General features: G+C 63.3%; 23 protein-coding genes and 1 tRNA gene. 12 read left to right on the forward strand and 12 right to left on the reverse strand.

Features of this window, described 5'->3' with window-relative positions:
- Positions 1–145 precede the first annotated feature (145 nt).
- The gene (locus B2S33_RS01300) at positions 146–466 is read right to left on the reverse strand and encodes a hypothetical protein (RefSeq protein ID WP_027914296.1); all 321 of its coding nucleotides are present in this window, start codon (positions 464–466) and stop codon (positions 146–148) included.
- Positions 467–547: 81 nt separating this feature from the next.
- On the reverse strand, positions 548–1,138 hold the full coding sequence (locus tag B2S33_RS01305; protein WP_028687832.1) for a cysteine hydrolase family protein: 591 nt from the start codon (positions 1,136–1,138) through the stop codon (positions 548–550).
- Positions 1,139–1,319: 181 nt separating this feature from the next.
- Between B2S33_RS01305 and prmB the strand changes: the two genes are divergently transcribed.
- On the forward strand, positions 1,320–2,228 hold the full coding sequence (prmB, locus tag B2S33_RS01310) for a 50S ribosomal protein L3 N(5)-glutamine methyltransferase (RefSeq protein ID WP_028687833.1): 909 nt from the start codon (positions 1,320–1,322) through the stop codon (positions 2,226–2,228).
- Positions 2,229–2,318: 90 nt separating this feature from the next.
- Here the strand turns inward: prmB and B2S33_RS01315 are convergent, their stop codons facing one another.
- Positions 2,319–3,101 (reverse strand): hypothetical protein, encoded by a 783-nt coding sequence (locus tag B2S33_RS01315; RefSeq protein WP_104925938.1) that lies wholly within the window; start codon positions 3,099–3,101, stop codon positions 2,319–2,321.
- A 63-nt stretch (positions 3,102–3,164) separates the two neighbouring features.
- Complete coding sequence (locus B2S33_RS01320; RefSeq protein ID WP_027914300.1) at positions 3,165–4,124, reverse strand: alpha/beta hydrolase; 960 nt, start codon at positions 4,122–4,124, stop codon at positions 3,165–3,167.
- A 182-nt stretch (positions 4,125–4,306) separates the two neighbouring features.
- On the opposite strand from B2S33_RS01320, the gene aroC reads away from it, so the two are divergent.
- The 3 genes from aroC (at position 4,307) to B2S33_RS01335 (ending at position 7,167) form a co-directional block, all read left to right on the forward strand.
- On the forward strand, positions 4,307–5,398 hold the full coding sequence (gene aroC / locus B2S33_RS01325) for a chorismate synthase (RefSeq protein WP_028687835.1): 1,092 nt from the start codon (positions 4,307–4,309) through the stop codon (positions 5,396–5,398).
- 81 nt (positions 5,399–5,479) lie between these two features.
- Entirely contained in the window at positions 5,480–6,634 is a 1,155-nt protein-coding gene (locus tag B2S33_RS01330; protein WP_288649549.1) for an MFS transporter, read from the forward strand.
- Complete coding sequence (locus B2S33_RS01335; RefSeq protein WP_288649551.1) at positions 6,631–7,167, forward strand: oxidase; 537 nt, start codon at positions 6,631–6,633, stop codon at positions 7,165–7,167. The genes B2S33_RS01330 and B2S33_RS01335 overlap by 4 nt, the downstream gene beginning before the upstream one ends.
- Positions 7,168–7,339: 172 nt before the next feature.
- Here B2S33_RS01335 and B2S33_RS01340 read toward each other — a convergent pair whose 3' ends face one another.
- On the reverse strand, positions 7,340–7,612 hold the full coding sequence (locus tag B2S33_RS01340) for a DUF3509 domain-containing protein (protein WP_023535336.1): 273 nt from the start codon (positions 7,610–7,612) through the stop codon (positions 7,340–7,342).
- A 271-nt stretch (positions 7,613–7,883) separates the two neighbouring features.
- Between B2S33_RS01340 and B2S33_RS01345 the strand changes: the two genes are divergently transcribed.
- Together B2S33_RS01345 and B2S33_RS01350 are read left to right on the forward strand one after the other, a co-directional pair.
- Positions 7,884–8,417, forward strand: coding sequence for an ankyrin repeat domain-containing protein (locus B2S33_RS01345; RefSeq protein ID WP_027914304.1), 534 nt, complete (start codon positions 7,884–7,886; stop codon positions 8,415–8,417).
- 59 nt (positions 8,418–8,476) lie between these two features.
- The gene (locus B2S33_RS01350; protein WP_049696389.1) at positions 8,477–9,007 is read left to right on the forward strand and encodes a hypothetical protein; all 531 of its coding nucleotides are present in this window, start codon (positions 8,477–8,479) and stop codon (positions 9,005–9,007) included.
- Between the two features lie 31 nt (positions 9,008–9,038).
- Here B2S33_RS01350 and B2S33_RS01355 read toward each other — a convergent pair whose 3' ends face one another.
- The gene (locus tag B2S33_RS01355) at positions 9,039–9,977 is read right to left on the reverse strand and encodes a ZIP family metal transporter (protein WP_125922021.1); all 939 of its coding nucleotides are present in this window, start codon (positions 9,975–9,977) and stop codon (positions 9,039–9,041) included.
- Positions 9,978–10,107: 130 nt separating this feature from the next.
- Here B2S33_RS01355 and B2S33_RS01360 point away from each other — a divergent pair, with 130 nt between their 5' ends.
- From B2S33_RS01360 to B2S33_RS01375, 4 genes are all read left to right on the forward strand, one after another.
- Positions 10,108–10,299 (forward strand): PLDc N-terminal domain-containing protein, encoded by a 192-nt coding sequence (locus tag B2S33_RS01360; RefSeq protein WP_027914307.1) that lies wholly within the window; start codon positions 10,108–10,110, stop codon positions 10,297–10,299.
- Positions 10,300–10,452: 153 nt separating this feature from the next.
- Complete coding sequence (locus B2S33_RS01365; protein ID WP_023535377.1) at positions 10,453–12,510, forward strand: LTA synthase family protein; 2,058 nt, start codon at positions 10,453–10,455, stop codon at positions 12,508–12,510.
- A 169-nt stretch (positions 12,511–12,679) separates the two neighbouring features.
- Positions 12,680–12,916: a hypothetical protein gene (locus B2S33_RS01370; protein WP_023535304.1), complete on the forward strand. Its 237-nt coding sequence runs from the start codon at positions 12,680–12,682 to the stop codon at positions 12,914–12,916.
- Positions 12,917–13,089: 173 nt separating this feature from the next.
- Positions 13,090–13,422, forward strand: coding sequence for a ribonuclease E inhibitor RraB (locus B2S33_RS01375; protein ID WP_111475437.1), 333 nt, complete (start codon positions 13,090–13,092; stop codon positions 13,420–13,422).
- 30 nt (positions 13,423–13,452) lie between these two features.
- On the opposite strand, the gene B2S33_RS01380 is transcribed toward B2S33_RS01375, so the two are convergent.
- Positions 13,453–14,253, reverse strand: a complete 801-nt coding sequence (locus B2S33_RS01380) for a cytochrome c (protein WP_110606703.1) — start codon at positions 14,251–14,253, stop codon at positions 13,453–13,455.
- Positions 14,254–14,780: 527 nt separating this feature from the next.
- On the opposite strand from B2S33_RS01380, the gene B2S33_RS01385 reads away from it, so the two are divergent.
- On the forward strand, positions 14,781–15,512 hold the full coding sequence (locus B2S33_RS01385; protein ID WP_088523766.1) for an amidotransferase: 732 nt from the start codon (positions 14,781–14,783) through the stop codon (positions 15,510–15,512).
- A gap of 32 nt (positions 15,513–15,544) precedes the next feature.
- On the opposite strand, the gene B2S33_RS01390 is transcribed toward B2S33_RS01385, so the two are convergent.
- From B2S33_RS01390 to B2S33_RS01400, 3 genes are all read right to left on the reverse strand, one after another.
- A complete protein-coding gene (locus tag B2S33_RS01390; RefSeq protein ID WP_023535321.1) occupies positions 15,545–16,516 on the reverse strand; it encodes a magnesium and cobalt transport protein CorA in 972 nt (323 codons plus the stop codon).
- A 68-nt stretch (positions 16,517–16,584) separates the two neighbouring features.
- Positions 16,585–17,298, reverse strand: a complete 714-nt coding sequence (locus B2S33_RS01395; RefSeq protein WP_027914310.1) for a lysophospholipid acyltransferase family protein — start codon at positions 17,296–17,298, stop codon at positions 16,585–16,587.
- 102 nt (positions 17,299–17,400) lie between these two features.
- The gene (locus tag B2S33_RS01400) at positions 17,401–18,090 is read right to left on the reverse strand and encodes a crotonase/enoyl-CoA hydratase family protein (protein ID WP_049696387.1); all 690 of its coding nucleotides are present in this window, start codon (positions 18,088–18,090) and stop codon (positions 17,401–17,403) included.
- Between the two features lie 198 nt (positions 18,091–18,288).
- Between B2S33_RS01400 and B2S33_RS01405 the strand changes: the two genes are divergently transcribed.
- Positions 18,289–18,378: transfer RNA gene (locus tag B2S33_RS01405), tRNA-Ser, on the forward strand.
- Positions 18,379–18,558: 180 nt separating this feature from the next.
- On the opposite strand, the gene B2S33_RS01410 is transcribed toward B2S33_RS01405, so the two are convergent.
- Positions 18,559–20,691: a TonB-dependent siderophore receptor gene (locus tag B2S33_RS01410; RefSeq protein WP_288649556.1), complete on the reverse strand. Its 2,133-nt coding sequence runs from the start codon at positions 20,689–20,691 to the stop codon at positions 18,559–18,561.
- 136 nt (positions 20,692–20,827) lie between these two features.
- A complete protein-coding gene (locus tag B2S33_RS01415) occupies positions 20,828–22,018 on the reverse strand; it encodes an MFS transporter (RefSeq protein ID WP_288649558.1) in 1,191 nt (396 codons plus the stop codon).
- Positions 22,019–22,046 lie beyond the last annotated feature (28 nt).

A 22,046-nucleotide genomic window follows, 5' to 3' on the forward strand; every position in this document is an offset into this window, starting at 1 on the left:
TAATCAAGACACAAGCGGCCTAGTGCCGCGATGGGACGCGCAGCGGCCCCGGCGATCTAGGCGGCCAAGCTGAAATCCTGGGGCCGCTGCGCGCCCCATCGCGGCACTAGGCCGCTCCTACAGGGGGGCTGCGGTTGCAGGAACCTCACTCATGCTTCTTCATCAAGTGGGGCGACATGTTCAGCTCCCGAGCACGGCGCATGCGAATGCGGCTCAGGCGCCAGAAGCGTACGCCAAGCCACAGCATCAGCAGCCCCACCACCGTCAAGGTGGCGGCAAGCGGCTTGTTGGCGTTGAGTTCGGCCAGGGCAGGGTAGTTGCCCAGCAGCCCGGCCACGCCGGCCATGGCCAGTAACACACCAAGGGTGGCCAGCAGCGCGGCAAGCGCAGCACCCAGGCGTGCGCCCCAGCTGCGCGGTTGGCGCGGGCGCAGGCGCTTGGCGTCGATACTGCCTTTAAGCTTCATCCTGCTCTCCTGTAGGGGTCTGGGCCCTTGGACCCACAAACACACCTCGGGTTCCTGCCTGCCGCCACCCTTCTGATCGGATCAGATCAGGCTGGACGTCGGCGCCACGCAGGCGAAGTTGTCGGCCATCACGGCCATTTCACATCGGTGGATCTGCGCCGCTGGAATCACCTCATTGTTGAAAGCCAGGTCGCGAGTGGCCGACGCGTCTTCCACCAGGGTGCACCGGTAACCATAGTCCTTGGCACGGCGCACGGTGGTGCTGACGCTGGAGTGGCTCATGAAGCCGCAGACGATCAGGTCGAGATGGCCGAGTGCTTGCAACGTCTCGTGCAGCTTGGTGTTCTTGAAGGCATTGGGCATGCGTTTTTCGATCACGGTCTCGCCTTCCAGCGGTTCGAGCCCCGGAATGAACTGACCTGCAGGGCCCTGGGGGTCGAAGCGCCCGCCAACGGTGCCCAGATGGCGAACATGGATGATCGGACGGCCGCCCTTGCGCGCGGCGTCGAGCAACCTGGCGATGTTGGCCACGGCCTCATCCATGCCCGACAGCGCCAGGGGCCCGGTCAGGTACTCCTTCTGCGCATCAATGATGATCAGGCTGGCTTGGCTCAGCTTGGCCGGCGGGTAATCGCGGCCAGTGAGGCGGAACATCGTGGTTGGAACGGACATCAAGGGCTCCTTGGTATAGGGCTTTTGTACGCCTATTCTCCCCTGCCTTGGCGACAATGGGAATGGTTGACAACGCAAGCGGCGTGGTTGCTGGCCTGTGGCTACCGTACAGGCGATTGCAGGGAACAAATCCAGGGCCTGGGCTGTTAGACTTTCGGCCAGTCTGAATTAGGAGTTTCCCGTGATCACATCCCGTCTGCGCACGCTGCGCGACTACATCCGTTGGGCGGTCAGCCGCTTCCATGAGCACGACCTGTTCTTCGGCCACGGTGCCGACAACGCCTGGGATGAAGCCCGGTTGCTGGTGCTGGGGGCAGTCCACCTGCCGTGGGAGGTGGCCGACAGCTACCTGGACTGCATGCTCGAGGATGCCGAGCGTGTACAGCTGCAGCACCTGCTCAAGCGCCGCATCGAAGAACGGGTGCCCACCGCCTACCTGTTGGGCGAGGCCTGGTTCTGTGGCATGTCGTTCATCGTCGACGAGCGCGTGCTGGTGCCGCGCTCACCCATTGGCGAGCTGCTGGAAAAGCGTGTTGAGCCGTGGCTGGGCGCTGAACCAGCCCGCATTCTGGACCTGTGCACCGGCTCCGGCTGCATCGGGATCGTCGCCGCCGACGTCTTCCCGCAGGCCGAGGTGGTGCTGGCCGACCTGTCGTTCGAAGCGCTCGAAGTGGCCAACCAGAACATCGAGCGCCATGGCCTCGATGGCCGGGTGTACACCGTGCAGGGCGATGGTTTCGAGGGGTTGCCGGGCCAGCGCTTCGACCTCATCCTGTCCAACCCGCCCTACGTGGACGCCGAAGACTTCGGCGACATGCCGGCCGAGTACCACCACGAACCGGAGCTGGGCCTGGCCTGCGGTGCCGATGGTCTGGACCTGGTACGGCGCATGCTGGCCGAAGCGGCCGATCACCTGACCGACAAGGGCTTGCTGATCGTGGAGGTGGGCAATAGCCAGGTTCATGTCGAGGCGCTGTACCCGGAAGTCGACTTCGCCTGGCTCGAATTCGAGCGCGGCGGGCATGGGGTATTCATGCTCACCGCCGAGCAGTGCCGTCAGCATCAGGCGTTGTTCAAAGGCCGCGTCTGAGGCCGAGTGGGGGGCACGGGTGCCAGGCGCCCGTTCCGCCCAAGCCGTCTTCACACCACCTGAGGCTCGCACAACGCCGGACCCAGGCTTTCAACGCGTGGCGATCCAGATCAGCAGCCCGGCCTGAAACAGTGCAAAGGCCACCAGGCAGGTGATGGTGAACCGCAAGCCGCTGTCTTCGCGCTGGTACTTGGCCACACGCTCGTCGCGCTCGCGCAAGCGGGCTTCGCCTTCCTGCAACTGCTGGTCTGCCTGCTGCAGCAACTGCGCTGCATCCAGAAGGCCCAGGCGCTGCACGCGCTCGCTGTTCCAGCCTACCTCCAACTGGTCTACCCGGGTCTCGGCCGTTCGGCCCTTGAGCACCTGCCCGTCTTCGTATTGCACCTCAAGGCCTACCCCACGCAGGCACTGGTCCCGGCGCAGGCGCGAGTCCTCCTCCAGCGCATCCTTGCTCGGCAGCGCAAAAGCCTCTACTCGGTAATTCGGCCATTTGCGCTGCAGCCACTGGGCAGCCTGGGCCAGCAAAAAGCGGCCCAGGCCGCGATTGACCGGCTCCAGTTGCAGGCCATGTTCATCCCCCAGGTACACGCGCTTCGTCTGGTGATCTACGCGTATGTCCACCTGGTTATGGCCCTTGTGCACCTTCTGGCCGGGCAACCCAATCTGCATGCGCAGCAGGCTGTGGGCCGGGTCGTGGCGCTCGGCATAGCCGAACTGCACGAAACGCAGGGGGCGGGCGCCGGTTGCGCGGTCGCCAGGCAGGGGCGCCAGGCGCAGCAACTGGTGATGTTCGACGGCCAGGTCCGCCCAGGGCAGGGCGGGGGTGTGTTGGGGCTCTTCAGCCGGCTCTGTGGCAGCAGGTGGTGTGGTCATCAGGGCATGTCCTTGGCTATGCACGCTGTATCGGCCGCCTGCGCGCAGACCTGAGCCCGTCGATCAGGCCGGTGGCAACTGGCGAATGAACGCGACGATCTGCTCGCCCAGCTCCCGTGCCAGCGGCAACTGGGGGTTCTGGTAACTCTCGCGCTGTTCGCTCATGTCCTTGGGGCTGATGCGCAGCATATGGTTCATGCCCTCGATCAGCACCAGGTGGGCATCGGGTTTGGCGTCCTTGAGCTTCTGCGCATCCGCCACGTCCACCTGCACGTCGTTGCGCCCCTGCACGATCAGCGCCGGCATGGACAGCCGCGCAAACGCGGCTGCCGGGTCCTGCCGGAACAAGGTGATCAGGTAGGGCTGCACGCTGGGGCGAAACACTTGGCGCAGTGGTGCGGGCACGTCCAGGCTGGTCTGGCCAGCTTCCAGGCGGTCGAGCAGGGCGCTGCCACGGGCCAGCTGCGCAGGCGGCAGGCGCTCGGCCAGCTGCTCACGCACCACCTCGGCCATGGGCCTGCCGCTGCCGGCCAGGCTGATCACTGCGCTGGCCCCGGCCTGCTCGGCGGCCAGGCTGGCGATCAGCGCACCTTCGCTGTGGCCGATCAGGATCAAGGGGCCGAAGCGGGGGTCGGCCTTGAGCTTGTGGCCCCAAGCCACCACATCGGCAACGTAGCGTTCCACGCTCAGGTCGCGCTCATCGGGCGTGGCCGGTTGGCTGGCGGCCACGCCGCGCTTGTCGTAGCGCACGCTGGCGATGTTTGCATTGGCCAGCAGCAGGGCCAGGCGCTTCAGGTTGTCCACGCGCCCACCGGCCGGGTTGTTGCCGTCGCGGTCGGTGGGCCCGGAGCCTGCGATGATCAGCACCACCGGCGGCGGCGTGTCCTGCTGGGGTAACAGCAGGCTGCCGTGCAGTACCCCCTGACCGGTGTCCAGGTCGATGGGGCGGTGCAGGACGGTGGGGGTGGCGGCATGGCAAAGGCTGGTCAACAGCAGGCAAAACAGGGCAATGAAACGCGGCATCGTGCGCAACTACACAGGGGGAGATAGCACTTTGACCCACAATGGCCAATGAAGGTTCTAGGGCCAGGTCCAAGGCCCTGCATCGCCCGTAACGATGCGCTTGCCAACCGGCCCGCACAGGCAGGCAATCCATCTGTATACTGCCGCTTTCGTTCACTTCAGGCAGATCTCGCGGAGCGTCCATGTCCGGCAATACCTACGGCAAGCTGTTCACTGTCACCACCGCTGGCGAAAGCCATGGCCCGGCGTTGGTCGCCATTGTCGATGGGTGCCCGCCAGGCCTTGAGATCTCTCTCGCCGACCTGCAGCGTGACCTGGACCGGCGCAAGCCCGGCACCAGCCGCCATACCACCCAGCGCCAGGAGCCCGATGAGGTGGAAATCCTCTCGGGCGTGTTCGAAGGGCGCACGACCGGTTGCTCCATTGGCCTGCTGATCCGCAACACCGACCAGAAGTCCAAGGACTATTCGGCCATCAAGGACCTGTTCCGCCCGGCCCATGCCGACTACACCTACCACCACAAATACGGCACCCGCGACTACCGGGGCGGCGGGCGTAGTTCGGCCCGCGAAACGGCCATGCGCGTGGCTGCCGGCGCCATCGCCAAGAAGTACCTGGCCACCCAGGGCATCACCGTGCGTGGCTATATGAGCCAGCTGGGCCCGATCGAAATCCCTTTCAAGACCTGGGACTCGGTGGAGCAGAACGCTTTCTTCAGCCCCGACCCGAGCAAGGTGCCGGAGCTTGAGGCGTACATGGACCAGCTGCGCCGCGATCAGGATTCGGTAGGCGCCAAGATCACCGTGGTGGCCGAGGGCGTGATGCCGGGCCTGGGCGAGCCGATTTTCGATCGCCTGGACGCCGAGCTGGCCCACGCGTTGATGAGCATCAATGCTGTGAAAGGTGTGGAAATCGGCACAGGCTTTGCCAGCGTCGCGCAGCGCGGCACCGAACACCGCGACGAGATGACCCCGCAGGGTTTTCTCAGCAACAACGCGGGCGGCATCCTGGGTGGTATCTCCTCGGGCCAGCCGATCGTTGCCCACCTGGCACTCAAGCCCACCTCCAGCATCACCGTGCCGGGCCGCTCGGTGGACGTCGACGGCAACCCTGTGGACGTGATCACCAAAGGCCGGCATGACCCCTGTGTAGGCATTCGCGCCACCCCGATCGCCGAGGCGATGATGGCCATCGCGCTGATGGATCATCTGTTGCGCCACCGTGCCCAGAACGCCGAGGTGAAGGTGAGCACGCCGGTGCTGGGCCAGCTCTGACCCACCTGGGCCTGTTTTCTCGCGGCGGTGACTCAAGCGGCTGAGTCACCGCCGGCAGGCCCTGCTTTCCAAGGCAACCCCATGCAGCCAATACCCTACTGGCGATTGTCCAGTTTCTACCTCTTCTATTTCGCCTTGCTGGGGTCCACGGCGCCGTTCTTGGCGCTGTACTTCGACCACCTGGGCTTTTCGCCCGCGCGGATCGGCGAACTGGTGGCCATTCCCATGCTGATGCGCTGCATCGCGCCCAACCTGTGGGGCTGGCTAGGGGACCGGACCGGCCAGCGCCTGCTGATCGTGCGGCTTGGGGCGCTTTGCACGCTGGCAACGTTCAGCCTGATCTTCTTCGGCAAGAGCTACGCCTGGCTGGCGATGGTCATGGCCTTGCATGCGTTCTTCTGGCACGCGGTGCTGCCGCAGTTCGAGGTCATTACACTGGCGCACCTGCACGGCCAGACGTCGCGCTACAGCCAGGTACGGCTGTGGGGGTCGATCGGTTTCATCCTCACCGTGGTGGGGCTTGGGCGCCTGTTCGAGTGGCTGAGCCTGGACATCTACCCTGTGGCCCTGGTTCTGATCATGGCGGGTATCGTGGCCGCCAGCCTCTGGGTACCCAATGCCCAGCCCGTCGAGCACGGTGAGCGGCAGGCGGCCGGCGGTTTCCTCATGCAGCTGCGTGCGCCTGGGGTCCTGGCGTTCTATGCCTGTGTGGCACTCATGCAACTGAGCCATGGGCCGTACTACACCTTCCTTACGCTGCACTTGGAGCACCTGGGTTACAGCCGAACGGCCATTGGCCTGCTGTGGGCGCTCGGGGTGGTGGCGGAGGTGGTGATGTTCATGCTCATGAGCAGGCTGTTCGCGCGGTTCAGCGTGCGCCGGGTGCTGCTAGCAAGCTTCGTACTGGCCGCGGTGCGCTGGCTGTTGCTGGGTAACCTGGCGGCGGAGCCCAGCGTACTGGTGGGCGCGCAGTTGCTGCATGCGGCCACCTTCGGCTGCTTTCACGCCGCCAGCATCGCCTTCGTACAGGCCAGTTTCGGCGCCAGGCAGCAGGGGCAGGGCCAGGCCCTGTATGCCGCGCTGTCGGGTACCGGCGGCGCCCTGGGCGCGTTGTACGCCGGCTACAGCTGGAACATGCTGGGCCCTGGGCTCACCTTTGGTATGGCCAGCGCCGCAGCACTGGCAGCAGCCGTTATCATGGCCTTTCATTCGCAACCGAACAGGACCTTACGATGAGCATCCTCTGCGTATTCGATTCCTCCACCCCGCAGTTGCCCAACAAGGTGCTGACCCACGCCGAAGACATCACGGCCGCGCTCGCCGAGCATGGGGTGACGCTGACCCAGGCTGAGCACGGGCTGCGGGTGCGTCCGGGCACTTTGCACGATGAGATGATGGAAGCTTGCCAAGCCCATCTGGATCACCTGATGACTACGCACGCCTGCCGGGCCTATGCGGTGATCAACCGTGACGGCATCGAGGCGCAAGGCCCTGATCTGCGCGATGAGCATGTGCTCGAGACCAACGAAGTGATCGCTGTGGTGAGCGGACGCGTGCAAGTCGGCTTGCGCCTGGGCGCTGGGGTGTATTCGGTGATGTGTGAGAAGGGCGACCAGTTGCGCGTGCCGGCGGGGACGCGGCGCTGGCTTGAGCTGGGTGAGGCGCCGTTTTGCCTGGCGTTCAGGCTATTTGCAGCACAAGCGGGGAGTCAGCGGATCTTCACCGGCGATGCGAGCGCGCGAGCGTTTTTGGGGATAGACGAGCTGTAGCCTTGCGCCCAAGACATGTGATGCCCGGGTAGGAGCGGCCTTGTGCCGCGATGGGTCGCGTAGCGGCCCCGGCGGTATTAGCTTTTACGCCGAAATCTTGGGGCCGCAGTGCGGCCCATCGCGGCACGAGGCCGCTCCTACCTGGAATGGTCGCTTTCGGGCAGTGAAAGAATCAGCGATACGTCGGCAACGCAAAACGCTGTTGGCTCTGCAGCATCGAGATCACCGGCAGCTCGCTGGCTTGCTCGGCCAGGTCACGGCGGATGGCGCTGATGGCCCAGGACAATTGCTCGGCGCTGTGCAGTTGGGTGTAGGTCAGTACACGGCGGGTAACCTTGCCGTCGGCCGCACGCAGAGTCAGCAAGATGCCGCCGTCAGGACGTGGTTGAGTCGCTACTTGGTAAGCAGGGAACACCGAGACGAATTTTTCCTGGATAAGGTTCATGACTACTCCTGACAAGGTGTGTGGCAATCGATGTCTAGATAGATTGCAGCGACCGTGCCAGAAACAGCGTGTAGGAAAAATCCAATAAAATCAGGGGCTTGGGCTACTTTTGGAGAATGCTTTCCATGCAAGCTGCAAGGTCATGCATTTTGCACAGTGCATTTTGCACGGCGAGCCGATCAACACTATGGGCTCGATAGAAACGGAACCTTTGACGCGCAGGAAGGGCCTGACAAACACTTGGGCAACGATTTCTACCAGGAGGTTCCTTATGTCCACCCAGACTGCGCCCGCTCAGCCTGCTCAAATGTCTTCCGATGAAGCGGCGGCCTTCGCCGCACAAGTATTCGACAAGGCCCGTCAAGGCGATGCCCCGATGCTGGAGCGCCTGCTGCAAAGCGGTCTGCCGGTGAACCTGCGTAATCACAAGGGCGACACCCTGCTGATGCTGGCCAGTTACCACGGTCACCATGACGCCGTTCAGGTGTTGCTCAGCCACGGGGCCGATCCGCTGATCGCCAACGACAATGGTCAGTTGCCCATCGCCGGTGCCGCCTTCAAAGGGGACATGGCCATGATCCGCCTGTTGCTGGAAAACGGTGTACCGGTCGATGCCGCTGCCCAGGATGGACGCACGGCCCTGATGTTGGCCGCCATGTTCAACCGTGTCGAGATCCTCGAGTACCTGCTGGCCCAGGGTGCCAACCCCGCCTTGCAAGATGCCCGTGGTGCCAACGCACTGATGGCCGCCCAGACCATGGGCGCAGTGGACGCCACCGCACGCCTGCAAGCGCTGGCAGGCTAACGGGCAGGGGCCGTTTGCGGCTATCCTTGGCGACTTTGCCATCGCTACAGGCCCCTCTCATGAAAACTCAGCTGCTCGAATTCATCCGCCTCATCGGTGCAGGCTGCCTGCGCGAAGAAGACATCGAGCGCATTGCCGACGAGGCTGCCCAGGCCTACGCCGACCCCGACGCCTTCCTGGCCGCCAACCCCGACATCAACTACGACGACAGCTTTCCCATCCCACTGGGCGAATGGATAGTGCTCGGCAGCCTGCCCGATACCGTGGTATTCCAGGCCGACACTTATCAGGAGCTGTTCCAGCAGATCAGCGACTCTTTCGACAAGAGCGTGCCGTTCACGCTCAAGCCCAAGCAGCTGGCACGCACCGAACCGCTCGTTGCGCTCAACCGCATCCAGGTGCAGATGGGAGCGCTCAACAAGGAAGCCGGTGGCTACGTACTGCTCGATTTCAGCCAGTTGCTCGATGATGAGTTGCAGATGGTCATGGTGGGCCAGCAGGATCTGGAACGGGTCCAGGCGCTGGCCGCTGAACTCGGCATCAAGGCCGAGCCAGCCCTGGAGGCCCTGAAAATCGCCCTGCACGCCTGACCGTTTCGTACACGGCCGCACACCGGCGCTGTCAGCCCAGTGCGGTGTCCAGGAACATCATCACCGCAAAACCGCCCATCAGGCCGAGCGTGGCTGAGGTCTGGTGGCCGTGACGGTGGGTTTCAGGAATGACCTCGTGGCTCACCACGAAGATCATCGCGCCCGCCGCCAGCCCCATGCTGATGGGGTAGGCCACGGCAAAGCCGGTGGAAATGCCCAGGCCGATGATCGCGCCCAAGGGTTCCATCACCCCTGAACCAATCGCCACCAGTGCGGCCTTCAGGTTGGACAGCCCGGTCGCCCGCAGCGCCAGCGCCACGGCCAGGCCCTCCGGGATGTCCTGGATGGCGATGGCGGTAGTCAGTGGCAGGCCGATGTTCATGTCACCGTTGGTGAAGCTCACTCCGATGGCCATGCCCTCGGGCAAGTTGTGCAGGGTAATGGCCAGCACGAACAGCCAGACCCGGCTGAACCGTTCGGTTTCTGGCCCAACCACGCCGACGCGTTCATGCTCGTGCGGTGTGAAACGGTCAAGGCCCAGCATCAGCAGCACGCCCAACCCCATGCCGACGACCACGATCAAAGCCGCACCCGGCCCACTGCCGGTGATTTCCCGCGCCGCGTCCAGACCCGGCAGGATCAGCGAAAACGAACTGGCCGCCAGCATCATGCCGGCAGCGAACCCCAGCATCACGTCCTGGTTACGGCTACTGACATCACGCAAAACCACGGCCAGCACGGCGCCCAGTGCGGTGGCGCCAAACCCGGACAGGCCACCGAGCGCGGCCAGGTGCAGGTTTTCGGAATGATCGCCGTTGACCGCGTTCCACAGGCTTGCACCCAGCAGGATCACGACGGCCACCAGGCTCAGCGCAAGGCCTGCTCCGACCCAGGGGTTGTTGGCTATCTGTTGCCGCCACACGCTGAACGGCGAGGGCGGGTTGGCGCTGTGGCTGTGGGCAGGTGGCATGCAGAACCTCTGATCGAAATGACGATGCATCATAGGCAGTGACCTGCTGGCCAGGCCAAGGATTCCCTTCTATTGAACCGATAGGGGGCTATGCTATGCAGCAATACACTCATCAACTGGAGTACGCGGTATGGGATCGATGTTCAATAGCCTGGTAGGTCTGATCATTCTTGCCCTGGATATCTGGGCCATCATCAACGTCTACAAGAGCGACCGCGAAGTGGGCGTAAAGGTGTTGTGGATTCTCCTGATTGCCCTGCTGCCAGTCGTGGGGCTGGTGATCTGGGCCATCGCCGGGCCGCGCGGCTCGGGCCGGCTTTGAAGTCAGCACGACTACACCCCTGGCGCCACAGGCGCATCCAGGCCGTGACAAAATTTTCACAATGAATTAAACAGAATCCGCACCCGCACAATGCCGCGCTGGTCTTGCGCCAGCGCCTTCTTCGCAAACCGCATTTCTAGGACCTTCCTGTTCATGGCCAACCCGGACGCCTTGAAGCAACGGCGCGCGCGAGCGCCGTTCTCGCCGACCCTCAAATCCCACCTGGCCTATACGCTGCTCAGCGCGCTGGTCATCATGCTGATGCTCAGCCTCGTGCGCCTGGCACTGCTGGTCTACAACAGCGACATGATTGGCGACACGCCAGCGGCCACGGTCGCCGAAGGGTTCGTCAACGGCCTGCGCTTCGACCTTCGGGTGGTGGTGTACATCAGCATACCGCTGCTGCTGGCACTGCTGAGCCCCTGGGCCATGGCCCGCCGGGGTGTGTTCCGGTTCTGGCTGACGCTCACCGCCAGCGTGGTGATGTTCCTGGGCCTGATGGAGCTGGACTTCTATCGCGAGTTCCACCAGCGTCTGAACGGCCTGGTGTTCCAGTACATCAAGGAAGACCCCAAAACCGTCATGAGCATGCTCTGGTACGGCTTCCCAGTGGTGCGCTACCTGCTGGCCTGGGTGTTCGGAACCTGGCTGCTCAGCCTGCTGTTCAAGGGTGTGGACCGGCTGACCCGCGGGATTGGGACCCAGCCGGTGGCTGCCTGGTATTACCGCCTGGCAGTGTTCATGGTGATCCTGCTGGTGGCCGTGATCGCCGCCCGTGGCACCCTGCGTCAGGGCCCGCCCATGCGCTGGGGTGACGCGTTCACCACCGACTCGAACTTCGTCAACCAGTTGGGCCTCAACGGCACCCTGACCCTGATCGACGCCGCCAAGAGCCGCTTTGGCGAGGACCGCGCCAACATCTGGAAGCCGGTGCTTGAGCAGAACCTGGCGACCCAGACCGTACGCCAGCAACTGCTGACCCCCCATGACACCCTGGTCGATGCCGACGAAGCTGCCGTGCGCCGCGATTTCGTGCCGCCAGCCGAGGGCACCCTGCCCATCAAGAACGTGGTGGTGATCCTGATGGAGAGCTTCGCGGGCCATTCGGTCGGCGCGCTGGGCAGCCCCAACAACATCACCCCTTACTTCGACAAGCTGGCCAAGGAAGGGCTGTTGTTCGACCGTTTCTTCTCCAACGGCACCCACACGCACCAGGGCATGTTCGCCACCATGGCGTGCTTCCCCAACCTGCCAGGCTTCGAGTACCTGATGCAGACCCCGGAGGGGGGTCACAAGCTGTCCGGGCTGCCAGCCTTGCTCAGCGCCCGTGACTACGACGACGTGTACGTCTACAACGGCGATTTCGCCTGGGACAACCAGTCCGGCTTCTTCGGCAACCAGGGCATGACCACCTTCATCGGCCGGCAGGACTTCGTCGACCCGGTGTTCTCTGACCCGACGTGGGGCGTGTCCGACCAGGACATGTTCGACCGCGGCAATCAGGAACTGGCCAAGCACGATGGTAAAAAGCCGATCTATGCCTTGCTCCAGACCCTGTCCAACCACACGCCGTACGCCCTGCCCAAGGACCTGCCGGTAGAGAAGGTGACCGGGCAAGGCCGCCTGGACGAACACCTGACGGCCATGCGCTACTCGGACTGGGCCCTGGGCCAGTTCTTCGAGAAGGCGCGCAAGGAGCCTTACTTCAAGGACACCCTGTTCGTGATCGTGGGTGACCATGGTTTCGGCAACCATCAACAGGTCACCGAACTGGACCTGGGACGGTTCAACGTACCGCTGCTGCTGATCGCCCCAGGCATCCAGGAGAAGTTCGGTGCGGTCAACCACACCGTGGGCACCCAGGTCGATATCGTACCGACCATCATGGGTCGCCTGGGCGGCCAGACGCGCCATCAGTGCTGGGGGCGCGACTTGCTCAACCTGCCTGAGGGCGACCCAGGCATCGGCATGATCAAGCCCTCGGGCAGCGAGCAGATCGTGGGCCTGGTGCAGGGCGACCGTATCCTGATCGAGTCCAAGGACATGACCCCGCGCCTGTACCGCTATCAGTTGGGTCGCGAGTTCAAGGCCGAGCTCATCGAAAGCCCGGACCAGCCGCAGTTGCTCAAGCAGCTCGAAGCCTATATTCAGACGGCCACCAAGAGCTTGCTGGACAACACGGCAGGGGTAGTGCACGGCACGCCGAAGTAACCGTGTCCACACCCCCGACCAGGGCCCCCCCCCCCGCGCCCCCCGGCCCCCCCCCNNGCTACCGGGCGGCCCTGGTCGGGGGTGTTCAACTTTCTGAACATTCCCCAAGGGCCAAGGTCAGTTATTCAGGCATCGCGTAAGGTGTCGTTTGATTGAGAGGGCTCGTTCGATGAAAGAGTGGGAAGTCATCTTTGCCGACCAAAAAGGCGCACCGACCTCGATCGTGCTGCAGGCAGAACATCGCCCCAGCGAGGAAGACGCCGCCCGTGCCATCCGCACGCGGTTGTTCCCGGTCATGGATGAGCTGGACCTCAACGATTTTCAGGATCGCGCGGTTTCCCCCACGGCGCGCTGGCTGAAAGAACACAGCGGCGTCACCATCACCAGCATTGAAGAGGCGCCCTGATTCACGGTTTGCGTAGCGTCCGCCTGGGCACTACGCTGCATGAAGGTGCCCGCCGGCTGCGCAGGCGGCACCGTTCCCACCCGCGTCTTGTATCAGCTCGAACTGCCCGACGATTTGAGGCAGGTGCCCGTGCACGGAAAGTCTATCCACTGCGTTATTCAGGAGGACGATTCATGAGCAGCCAACACGACGATATCAGCAGCAACGTCCTGCGCCAGATGAAGGCAGGCGGTTTCGATTTCACCCAGATTCACCCTATCGAGTTCTATGCCGTTTTCCCGGATGAAGCCGCTGCGCGTCGCGCAGCCGGGGAGTTTCGTGGCGAATCGCTCAACGCTCAGGTGACCGAGCTCGATGACGGTGCCTGGCACCTGGAACTCAGTAAAGTCATGTTCGCCACCCACGGTGGCATTGGCGATTTCGAGGAGGCCTTCGAGCAGGTTGTCACGCCTTATGGCGGCGAAGTGGAGGGGTGGGGGGTCAAGCACGAGCGCCTCACGGCCTAGGCCATTGGGCCGTCCTGCGGCCCAATTTTCTCAGGATTTGCGCGTGGCCATGTGCCGCAGATACGCCAGCAGCGCATCGAGTTCCTTATCGCTCAGCACACTTGGGGCAAAGCCCGGCATTTTCGCCTGGGGCCATTGCCGCAAGCTTTGTGGGTCCCGAATCAGCCTGCGCAGGTAACCTGGCTGGAAGTACTCGGTCGGGTTATGCGGCACGTTCAGATCAGGCCCTACCTGAGCATCCCCTGCACCGTTAAGGCGATGGCAGGCCAGGCAGTTTTGCTGGAACAGTGCAAAGCCTTGTCGCACGGGACTGCCGCTGGGCAGCTTCGGGTCCGGCAGCAACGCCGGAAACCGCTGCTCGACAGGCGCCAGCTTACGGATCGTGGAAATCTGAAAGGGCCATTGTTCGGGGCGAATGCCGCTTGCTTGCGGCGCGGTCCACACCAGGTAGAACGGCCCTGCACTCGGTTTGCCCTTGCTTAGGGGCGGCCATGGGTCGCCCGGGTCTTCGACGGCTAGCCAGGCCTGCGCCGGGCCGGATTGAAGCAAAGGGCCAGCGGGCATTTCTGCCGCAAAGCCATCGGCTGCAATGGCCTGCAGATGGTCTTCTGGGCCCACACCCTCCAGCAGCACCGCCAGGGGCACTGCGCGATAGCGCATGGGGCGCTTATAGGAAACGTCCTCGCTGATATCTACCGCTTTGGCCTGGGCATGCGCGAGCAGCTGTTCGCTGCTCCACTGTGTTTGGCCAGTGCCCAGTTCAAGGTGCAGTTGGGCCGCCGACAGCGGCAGGCATGACAACAGGGCTGCCAAGGCAATGCATGGGCGCATGGGATACTCCGGCCATCAGGGGCCAGCAGGTTACCGCTATGCAGCCTGCTCCCGCCACCACGGGCCTTAACCGAACACCCGTGTCAGGTTCGGCAGTATCAGCAACAGCGTGGTCGCGAAAAGAATGAGCCCAGCTTGGCGAAGTTTCGATTGTCTGAACATGGCGGACCGCCTTCTTGTTGTTATTCCTCAATACCCGTTGGCTTCCTTGTCACACGTCGGGTCGATCGCAATGGCCCCTACCGGCACCTGCACCGCTTGCCTCATGAATGTGGACATACCTGCAACATTAGGGTGTACACGATTCAGGCTTGAGAACCCTTTGTTCTAACTACCAACGCCTATAAAGCATTTCGATTTAAAGCATCAAGCCATCGCGCTGATAGGCTTCAGCTAGACAGGCTCGCTGTTTTTGTACTGCCTCTACCCGGCGTGCACCGTTCGTCTGCGCGACCCTCTTGCTTGTACGTGCCTTTCGCGTCACGCTCTATAGCTGTTTTCCATCCATGTCGTTCAGGACTATCCCTATGTCGTTACGCATCTGCATCCTTGAAACCGATGTTCTGCGACCGGAATTGACGGCGCAGTACGAAGGCTACGGCAGGATGTTCGAGCAGCTCTTCGCCCGTCAGCCGATCACAGCACAGTTCAGCGTGTATAACGTCATGAACGGTGAATATCCGGCAGAGGATCTCAAGTTCGATGCTTACCTTGTGACGGGCAGCAAAGCCGATTCGTTCGGTTCCGATCCTTGGATCCAGACGCTCAAGGCTTACCTGCTCAAGCTGTATGACCAGGGTGAGAAGCTGCTGGGCGTGTGTTTCGGTCACCAGTTGCTGGCACTGACCCTGGGTGGCAAGGCGGAGCGGGCCGAGCAGGGCTGGGGCGTCGGCGTGCACCGTTATTCACTGTCTGCACGGGCACCCTGGATGCAACCTCAGGTGTCTGAGCTGACCTTGCTGATCAGTCACCAGGACCAGGTGACCGAATTGCCCAAAGGCGCCACGGTCATCGCATCCAGTGATTTCTGCCCCAATGCGGCGTATTGCATCGGCGATCAGGTACTGTGTTTCCAAGGTCACCCAGAGTTCGTGCATGACTACTCCCGGGCCCTGCTCGACGCTCGACAGGCGCATCTGGGCGATGAGGTCTACCACAAGGCCGTCGCCAGCCTAGCCACCGAACATCAGGGTGACGTGGTAGGCGAGTGGATGTTGCGTTTCATCCAGCAACCGACCAGCAAGCACAACGCGGCCTGACAGGGCAGGGGCGCCGGGTGCCCCTTGCTTGGTTACAACCAGCCGGATTTCTTGAAGCTGGCGAACAGCCCTGTGCATCCGGCCGCAATCACCCCCAGCACCACGTAATAGCCGTAGTGCCAGCTCAGCTCCGGCATGTTCTGGAAGTTCATGCCGTAGATGCCGGCAATGGCAGTGGGGAAGGCCAGAATGGCCGCCCAGGCGGCGAACTTGCGCTGCACGATGCTCTGGCGAGACGCTTCGAGCAGCATGCCGATCTCGATGGTCTGGCTGGCGATGTCGCGAATCCCGGCCAGGTCTTCCATCTGCCGGGTGACGTGGATCTGGACGTCGCGAAAGTAGGGGCGCATGTTCTTGTCGATGAAGGGAAAGCTCAGGCGCTGCAATTCCTCGCTCACTTCCACCATGGGCGCCACGTAGCGGCGCAAGCGCAGCAGATCGCGTCGCAGGCTGTGCAGGCGACGGATGTCGGCTTCGAGCAAGGATCCGCCGAGCACGCTCTGCTCCAGCGCTTCGATCTCCCCATGAATCGCCTCGCTGACCGGCTGGTAGTTTTCGGTAACGAAATCCAGCAGCGCATACAACACGAAGTCCTCGCCGTGTTCGAGCAGCAACGGCCGCGCTTCGCAGCGTTGGCGCACCAGGGCATAGGATTTGGAATGGCCATTGCGACAGGTGATCACGTAGCCATTGCCGGCGAAGATGTGGGTTTCGATGAACTCCAGCCGCCCCTGCTGGCGTACCGGTGAATAGGTGACGATGAACAAGGCGTCGCCGAAGGTTTCCAGCTTCGGCCGGCTGTGTTTCTCCAGAGCGTCTTCGATGGCCAGTTCGTGAAGGTTGAACTGGCGTTGCAGGTTGGCCAGCGCTTCGGCGTCGGGCTCCTCCAGCCCGATCCAGACGAAGTGGCCTGGCTTGCGTGCCCATTCGCTGCCTTCATCGATACTGATGTTGGTGACCTTCCTACCGGCGCTGTACACCGCCGCTGCCACGACTCGCCCCATGATTGCCCGCTTTTTTGTGGTTGAACACGGCCTACAGCTTGGGCTGTAGTGGGCGGGAGAGCAACGGCTCAGGGCAGTTCGTGTTCCATCCGGTCGATGCACTGCTGCATGTGGGTGCGGCACTGCTCGATCAGCGCAGGCAGGTCCTGTTGCGTCATGCCGGTGGTGGCGATGGGAGGCAAGGAGCGTACGATCACCGTCCGGCGCCGCCAGCTGTTGAGGTTCAGCCGGTGGGCATAGCGGCTCACGCACACGGGCACGATGGGTACCCCGGCCTCGATGGCCATGTGGAATGCGCCTTTCTTGAACGCCAATAGCTGTTCACTGGCGTTACGCGTGCCTTCAGGGAATATCCAGATGGAGGTGTCGTTCTGCAGGACGCGGGTGGTCTTTTGCAACGCCTTGCGGGCCTGGTAGGCGTTCTTGCGGTCGACCAGCACGTTGCCGCCCAGCCAGAACAACTGCCCAAACAGCGGAATCCAGCCCAGGCTCTTCTTGCCGATGGCCACGGTGCGTTGCGGGACCACCTGGCCCAGGACGAACAGGTCGAAGTTGGATTGGTGGTTGGCGATGATGACGCAGCCCGGTGGCTGGTCCCACAAAGGCCCCACCTGCTTCTGGACCTTCAGGCCCATGAGCCAGGTAGCCGGCACGCTGTAGAGCCGGGCGAACACGCGGCTGTTGTCGGGGTTGAACGGGCGGCATAGGCCAATGATCAGCCCCACGGCGCCGACGGCGAGAAAATGCAGCGCCAGCAGGAACATGCGAAGAACGTAAAGCATGGTACGACTCACACCAGACAGTCGCCCGGCAGTGTACGACTGTGCACTGGCCGGGGCAAACCCTGGTGGAGGCGCTCTGGTCGATCTGTGCAGGTGGTGAGGTCACCCCATGTGTTGCTGGTCCAGCTCGATAGCCTTGTCCAGGGCTTCGAGCAGGCCCTTGCGGACCTTGAGCTTGGTGTTCTTGTGGGCCAGCATGTTCAGCTGCTTGAGCGCTTGCGCTGTAGCCAAGGCGGTATCCATCAGTTGCTCGGCGGGCACCACCTTGTCCAGAAAGCCTGCATCCACCGCCCCCTGGGGGTCGAACACTTCAGCGTTGATCACCGAGCGGTGGAAGGCCGAGCGGCGCAGACGGTCACGGGCCAGTTCGATCCCGGCATGGTGCATGGTCATGCCGATCTGCACTTCGTTCAGGCACACCTTGTACGGGCCTTCGACGCCAATGCGGTAGTCGGCCGACAGCAGCAGGAACGCCCCTTTGGCTACGGCGTTGCCTGGGCAGGCCACCACCACTGGAAACGGATGCGACAGCAGGCGGCGCGCCAGGGTGGAGCCTGCGGTGACCAGCGCGATGGCCTCTTTGGGGCCGCGGGTCATGACCTTCAGGTCGTAGCCGCCCGACAGAATGCCCGGCTGCCCGGTGATGATCACCACTGCCCGGGCCTCGAGGGCGCGATCGAGCGCTGCATTGAACGCGTCGATGACGTCCGGCGAGATGGCATTGACCTTGCCGTTGTTCAGGGTCAGGGTGGCGATGCCGTCTTCGGCATGGTAGGTGATCAGCTCGCTCATGGCAGAGTCCTTTTGTTGGCGTGGCGCCGACGTTACCCAGCAGCGCAGGCCAGGTAAAGCAGCAAGGCTGACTGGCCAGTCAGGCGCTGCCGACGACGAGATGCAAATGCATGAAAAAACTGAAAAAAATGCTTGCCAAAGGAAACGTCTTTCACTAAATTAGCGCACCTCGACAGGCCATACGGCTTGAAGAGAAACGGTGAAGTGTCCGAGTGGTCGAAGGAGCACGCCTGGAAAGTGTGTATACGAGAAATCGTATCAAGGGTTCAAATCCCTTCTTCACCGCCACATTCTACGAAGAGCCCCTGTGCTGCAAAGCATGGGGGCTTTTTGTTTTTGGGGTGTTTATTGATGGGGCTGCCGACGGTGTGTGAGGCACGGGCTGCAGCTTTGCAGCGGTAATCGCCGGGGCCGCGCCGCGGCCCCGGCGATTCCTGCTGCGAAGCGAGTAATCTCAGCCACTACAACTCAAAAACTCATCGAAGCCGACAACCGTGCCGTACGCGGTGCCCCCTGGAACAGGTAGTTATCCCCCAGATAATCCCCCACATCCCGCCAATAACGCTTGTCGAAGACGTTGTCCACTGTCAGCCGCAGCGCCGTGTCATACCCCCCGACGCGCGTCTGGTAGCGCCCGCCCAGGTCGAACACGGTATACCCACCCACCGCCACGTTGCCGGCATGATCAGCGTACTTGCGGGCGCTATAGCGTACCCCGCCCAGTATCGCCAGCCCTGGCACCGGCAGGGTGTACTGCGCCTGCAGGGCTGCCCGGAACCTTGGCACGTTGATGGCCTGGTGCCCCTCACGCTCAGCCGTACCACTGCCGACCACCCGCGCATGAATGGCGGCCGCGCTGGCCTGCAACTGTAAGTTGGAGGTCACCCAACCGCTGGCCCCGAGTTCCAGCCCCGTGTTTTTCTGCTGGCCTTGCTGCACATAGGTGAAAGCGCCGTCGCCGTCAGGGCGGGCGTACTGGTACGCCTGACGAATCTGGAACAATGCAGCGCTCACGCTCAGCGCCTCCCAGTCATGCTTGAGGCCCACTTCCAGCTGGTGCGAGAGGGTGGGCGCAAGGATCTGCGCAGCGTTACGGGCAAACCACGGTGCAGTGCCGCCCGCCGAAAGGCCTTTGGCGTAACTGGCGTAGAGCGTCGTGTCTGGCGCAGGTTTGAAGACCAGCGCCGCGTTGGGCAGCAGTTGATACTGGCGAGTGTGCCGCCCGGCGGTGCCGGTTTCATCCCAGGTGCGTTCATCCAGGCGCACTTCCCGGGCGCCGACGATGGCTTGCCAGTGCTCACTGAACGTCACCCGATCAGTGACGAAGAGCCCATACTGGCGGCTATCCAGACGCCTTTCGCGAGCGCCGACGGGTTGGTCCGAGGGGGCAAGGTCGGGCGCGGCTTCATCCAGGTTGCCGGTGCCGAGCCACGCGTTGTAGTACGGACGCTGGTCCAAGGTGCGGCGCTGGACGCTGGTGCCCAGGGTCAACGCGTGGCCCACGCCCAGCGCATCGAAGCGCCCATCGAGCGTGGCCTGCGCCTCGTCGATACGCCGGGTATCGTCGGGGCTGCGAAAATCATAGATGTCGTAGTCGCCGGTGCTGCTGAAGAAGGCGCCTTCCCCAGAGCCCCAGCCAAAGGCACTGTAGTCGTCGATCACCGCCTGGCTGCGTGAGGCGCTGACCGTGCCTGTCCAGGCCTCGCTGAAGCGGTACTCCAGGCGCCCGCCCAGGTTGAGCGAATCGTTCTGCACAGGCTTGGCCCACTGCTGGTAGGCAAGGTGGTTCTCAGGGTCTACGTCGTGGGGCAGGCGCGTGCCGCCCAGCAACTGGTAACCCGGTACCGAGCGCTGCTGGCGGTGCTGGTAGTCGGCGTCCAACTGCAAGGTGGCGTTCGGGCTGATCTGCCAGTCGAAGGCCAGCGCCGCGAAATCACGCTGGCCGTCGGCATGCGCGACATAGGAGCGAATGTCCTCATGCGCCAGGTTCACCCGCAGGCCGAACTGCTGCTGGTCGCCGAACCAGCCGCCGACGTCGGTGGCCAGGTAACGTTCGCCCTGCGCGTTGGTGGACAACGTGACCCGGCGCACAGGCTCGGCCCGCTTGGTCACATAGTTGACCAGGCCCCCGGGCGCCGACACGCCGCTTTGCAGCCCCGACAAACCCTTGAGCAGTTCCACCTGCTGCTTGTTCTCCAGGGCCACGTTCTGCTCACCGACCATGGTATGCCCGTTGAGGCGATAGCTGCTGGCGGCATTGAGCTCGAAGCCGCGCACGTTGAAGTTTTCGTAGTAGCCGACCGGTGCGTAGCTTTCCCCCACCGAAGCGTCGCCTTGCAGCACTTCGCTGAGCAGGCGCACCTGCCGATCCTCCAGCAAAGGCTGGCTGAAAACGCTGATCGATGCCGGGGTGTCAAGCAGGGGTGCAGCCTGAAAGCTGCCTACGGCAGCCTCACGTGCCTGGTAGCCGTCGTTGCCGTAGGTATCAGACACCTCAAGCGGGTCCAGTTGCACCCCGTGGTCTGCGAACACCGCAGGGCATTGCAAGGCCAGGCCCAGGCTTAGCAGGCGAAAGGGCAGGCGAGGGTGACGCGGGGGCATGCGTGGGGCTCCTGAAGGCGCGGCACAGGCCGTGAAAAAGGCCGCATAGTATCAGTCGCTTCAGGTATTGGGCGCGGACAAAAGCCCGGGAGCCCCGACTTGGGGGCTGCGCACCACGCAGCCCCCGTAGGCACGGCTATTGGCGCACCAAGGCTTCGGGTTTGGCTTTACGCGCTGCCACCCACCACACTACCAATGCCAGCGCGCCAATCACCAGGCCTGCCACCACGATCCCTGGCCAGCCCTGGCGCTGGAACAGTTGCGTGCCCAACAGTGACCCCAAGGCGCCACCGATGAAATAGCACGTGATATAGCCCGCATTGAGTCGGGTGCGCGCTTCGGGGCGCAGCGCGATGACCGCGTTCTGGTTGCTCACATGCACCAGTTGCACGGCCAGGTCGAGCATCAGCACGCCCAGCAGCAGGGCCAGCAAGGACTGCTCGGCAAAGCCCAGCGGCACCCAGGACAGCAGCAAGACCACCAGCCCCACCGTGGTCCCCAGCGAGCCTTTGCCATGGTCAGCCAGCCGCCCGGCCCAGTTGGCCGAAAGCGCCCCGGCCGCACCTGCCAGGCCGAACAGGCCGATCACCGCATCGGAGTAATGATACGGCTCGTTGGCCAGCAGAAATGCCAGGGGCGTCCAGAACAGTGCGAACAGGCTGAACGCCAACAGGCCGAGCAGCGAGCGCAGGCGTAGCACCGGCTCTTCGATGAATAGGCGGAACACGGAGCCAATCAGGGCGGGATAGCGCAGGCCTGCATGGCTGTGATGCTCCGGCAGGCTACGATGCAGCGCCAGGGTCGTGATCGCCATCAGCACCGCAGCCAGCACGTAGATGCTGCGCCAGCCGCCCAGTTCGGCCATGAAGCCTGCGGCCGTGCGCGCCAGCAAAATGCCCAGCAGCAGGCCGCTCATCAGGGTGCCGATGGCACGGCCCCGTTGATTGGGCTCGCTCAATGAGGCGGCCATGGCCACCAAAATCTGCGCCACGACGGAGAACAGCCCAGTCAATGTGGTGCCGAGTATCAACCAGGGCAGGCTGGGGGCACAGGCACTGATGACCAGGCCAAGCGTGGCGATCACGGTCATCACGGTGATCAGCCGGCGTTGTTCGAACAGGTCGCCCAGCGGTGCTAGCAGCAACAGGCCGGCCCCGTAGCTCAGTTGCGCGGCAATCACGATGCTGCCGGCGCTGGCGGTGCTCAAGCCGAACTGCTGGGCGATGCTGTGCAGCAGCGGTTGAGCGTAGTAATTGCTGGCCACGGCCAGGCCAGTGGCCGTGGCCATCAGCAGAATCAGGGCACGGCTGAGGGTTGAGGTGTGCATGGTGGTTCTCGTGACGGGCAGTGAAGTG

This window comes from Pseudomonas sp. UBA5568 (assembly GCF_002425525.1).
Taxonomy (GTDB): Bacteria; Pseudomonadota; Gammaproteobacteria; order Pseudomonadales; family Pseudomonadaceae; genus Aquipseudomonas; species Aquipseudomonas fulva.

Bases quoted from the DNA above. Each gene is read 5' to 3' on its own strand.
- B2S33_RS01300 (WP_027914296.1), bottom strand. From the start codon at position 466: ATGAAGCTTAAAGGCAGTATCGACGCCAAGCGCCTGCGCCCGCGCCAA.
- B2S33_RS01305 (WP_028687832.1), bottom strand. From the start codon at position 1,138: ATGTCCGTTCCAACCACGATGTTCCGCCTCACTGGCCGCGATTACCCG.
- B2S33_RS01315 (WP_104925938.1), bottom strand. From the start codon at position 3,101: ATGACCACACCACCTGCTGCCACAGAGCCGGCTGAAGAGCCCCAACAC.
- B2S33_RS01320 (WP_027914300.1), bottom strand. From the start codon at position 4,124: ATGCCGCGTTTCATTGCCCTGTTTTGCCTGCTGTTGACCAGCCTTTGC.
- aroC (WP_028687835.1), top strand. From the start codon at position 4,307: ATGTCCGGCAATACCTACGGCAAGCTGTTCACTGTCACCACCGCTGGC.
- B2S33_RS01330 (WP_288649549.1), top strand. From the start codon at position 5,480: ATGCAGCCAATACCCTACTGGCGATTGTCCAGTTTCTACCTCTTCTAT.
- B2S33_RS01335 (WP_288649551.1), top strand. From the start codon at position 6,631: ATGAGCATCCTCTGCGTATTCGATTCCTCCACCCCGCAGTTGCCCAAC.
- B2S33_RS01340 (WP_023535336.1), bottom strand. From the start codon at position 7,612: ATGAACCTTATCCAGGAAAAATTCGTCTCGGTGTTCCCTGCTTACCAA.
- B2S33_RS01345 (WP_027914304.1), top strand. From the start codon at position 7,884: ATGTCCACCCAGACTGCGCCCGCTCAGCCTGCTCAAATGTCTTCCGAT.
- B2S33_RS01350 (WP_049696389.1), top strand. From the start codon at position 8,477: ATGAAAACTCAGCTGCTCGAATTCATCCGCCTCATCGGTGCAGGCTGC.
- B2S33_RS01355 (WP_125922021.1), bottom strand. From the start codon at position 9,977: ATGCCACCTGCCCACAGCCACAGCGCCAACCCGCCCTCGCCGTTCAGC.
- B2S33_RS01360 (WP_027914307.1), top strand. From the start codon at position 10,108: ATGGGATCGATGTTCAATAGCCTGGTAGGTCTGATCATTCTTGCCCTG.
- B2S33_RS01365 (WP_023535377.1), top strand. From the start codon at position 10,453: ATGGCCAACCCGGACGCCTTGAAGCAACGGCGCGCGCGAGCGCCGTTC.
- B2S33_RS01370 (WP_023535304.1), top strand. From the start codon at position 12,680: ATGAAAGAGTGGGAAGTCATCTTTGCCGACCAAAAAGGCGCACCGACC.
- B2S33_RS01375 (WP_111475437.1), top strand. From the start codon at position 13,090: ATGAGCAGCCAACACGACGATATCAGCAGCAACGTCCTGCGCCAGATG.
- B2S33_RS01380 (WP_110606703.1), bottom strand. From the start codon at position 14,253: ATGCGCCCATGCATTGCCTTGGCAGCCCTGTTGTCATGCCTGCCGCTG.
- B2S33_RS01385 (WP_088523766.1), top strand. From the start codon at position 14,781: ATGTCGTTACGCATCTGCATCCTTGAAACCGATGTTCTGCGACCGGAA.
- B2S33_RS01390 (WP_023535321.1), bottom strand. From the start codon at position 16,516: ATGGGGCGAGTCGTGGCAGCGGCGGTGTACAGCGCCGGTAGGAAGGTC.
- B2S33_RS01395 (WP_027914310.1), bottom strand. From the start codon at position 17,298: ATGCTTTACGTTCTTCGCATGTTCCTGCTGGCGCTGCATTTTCTCGCC.
- B2S33_RS01400 (WP_049696387.1), bottom strand. From the start codon at position 18,090: ATGAGCGAGCTGATCACCTACCATGCCGAAGACGGCATCGCCACCCTG.
- B2S33_RS01410 (WP_288649556.1), bottom strand. From the start codon at position 20,691: ATGCCCCCGCGTCACCCTCGCCTGCCCTTTCGCCTGCTAAGCCTGGGC.
- B2S33_RS01415 (WP_288649558.1), bottom strand. From the start codon at position 22,018: ATGCACACCTCAACCCTCAGCCGTGCCCTGATTCTGCTGATGGCCACG.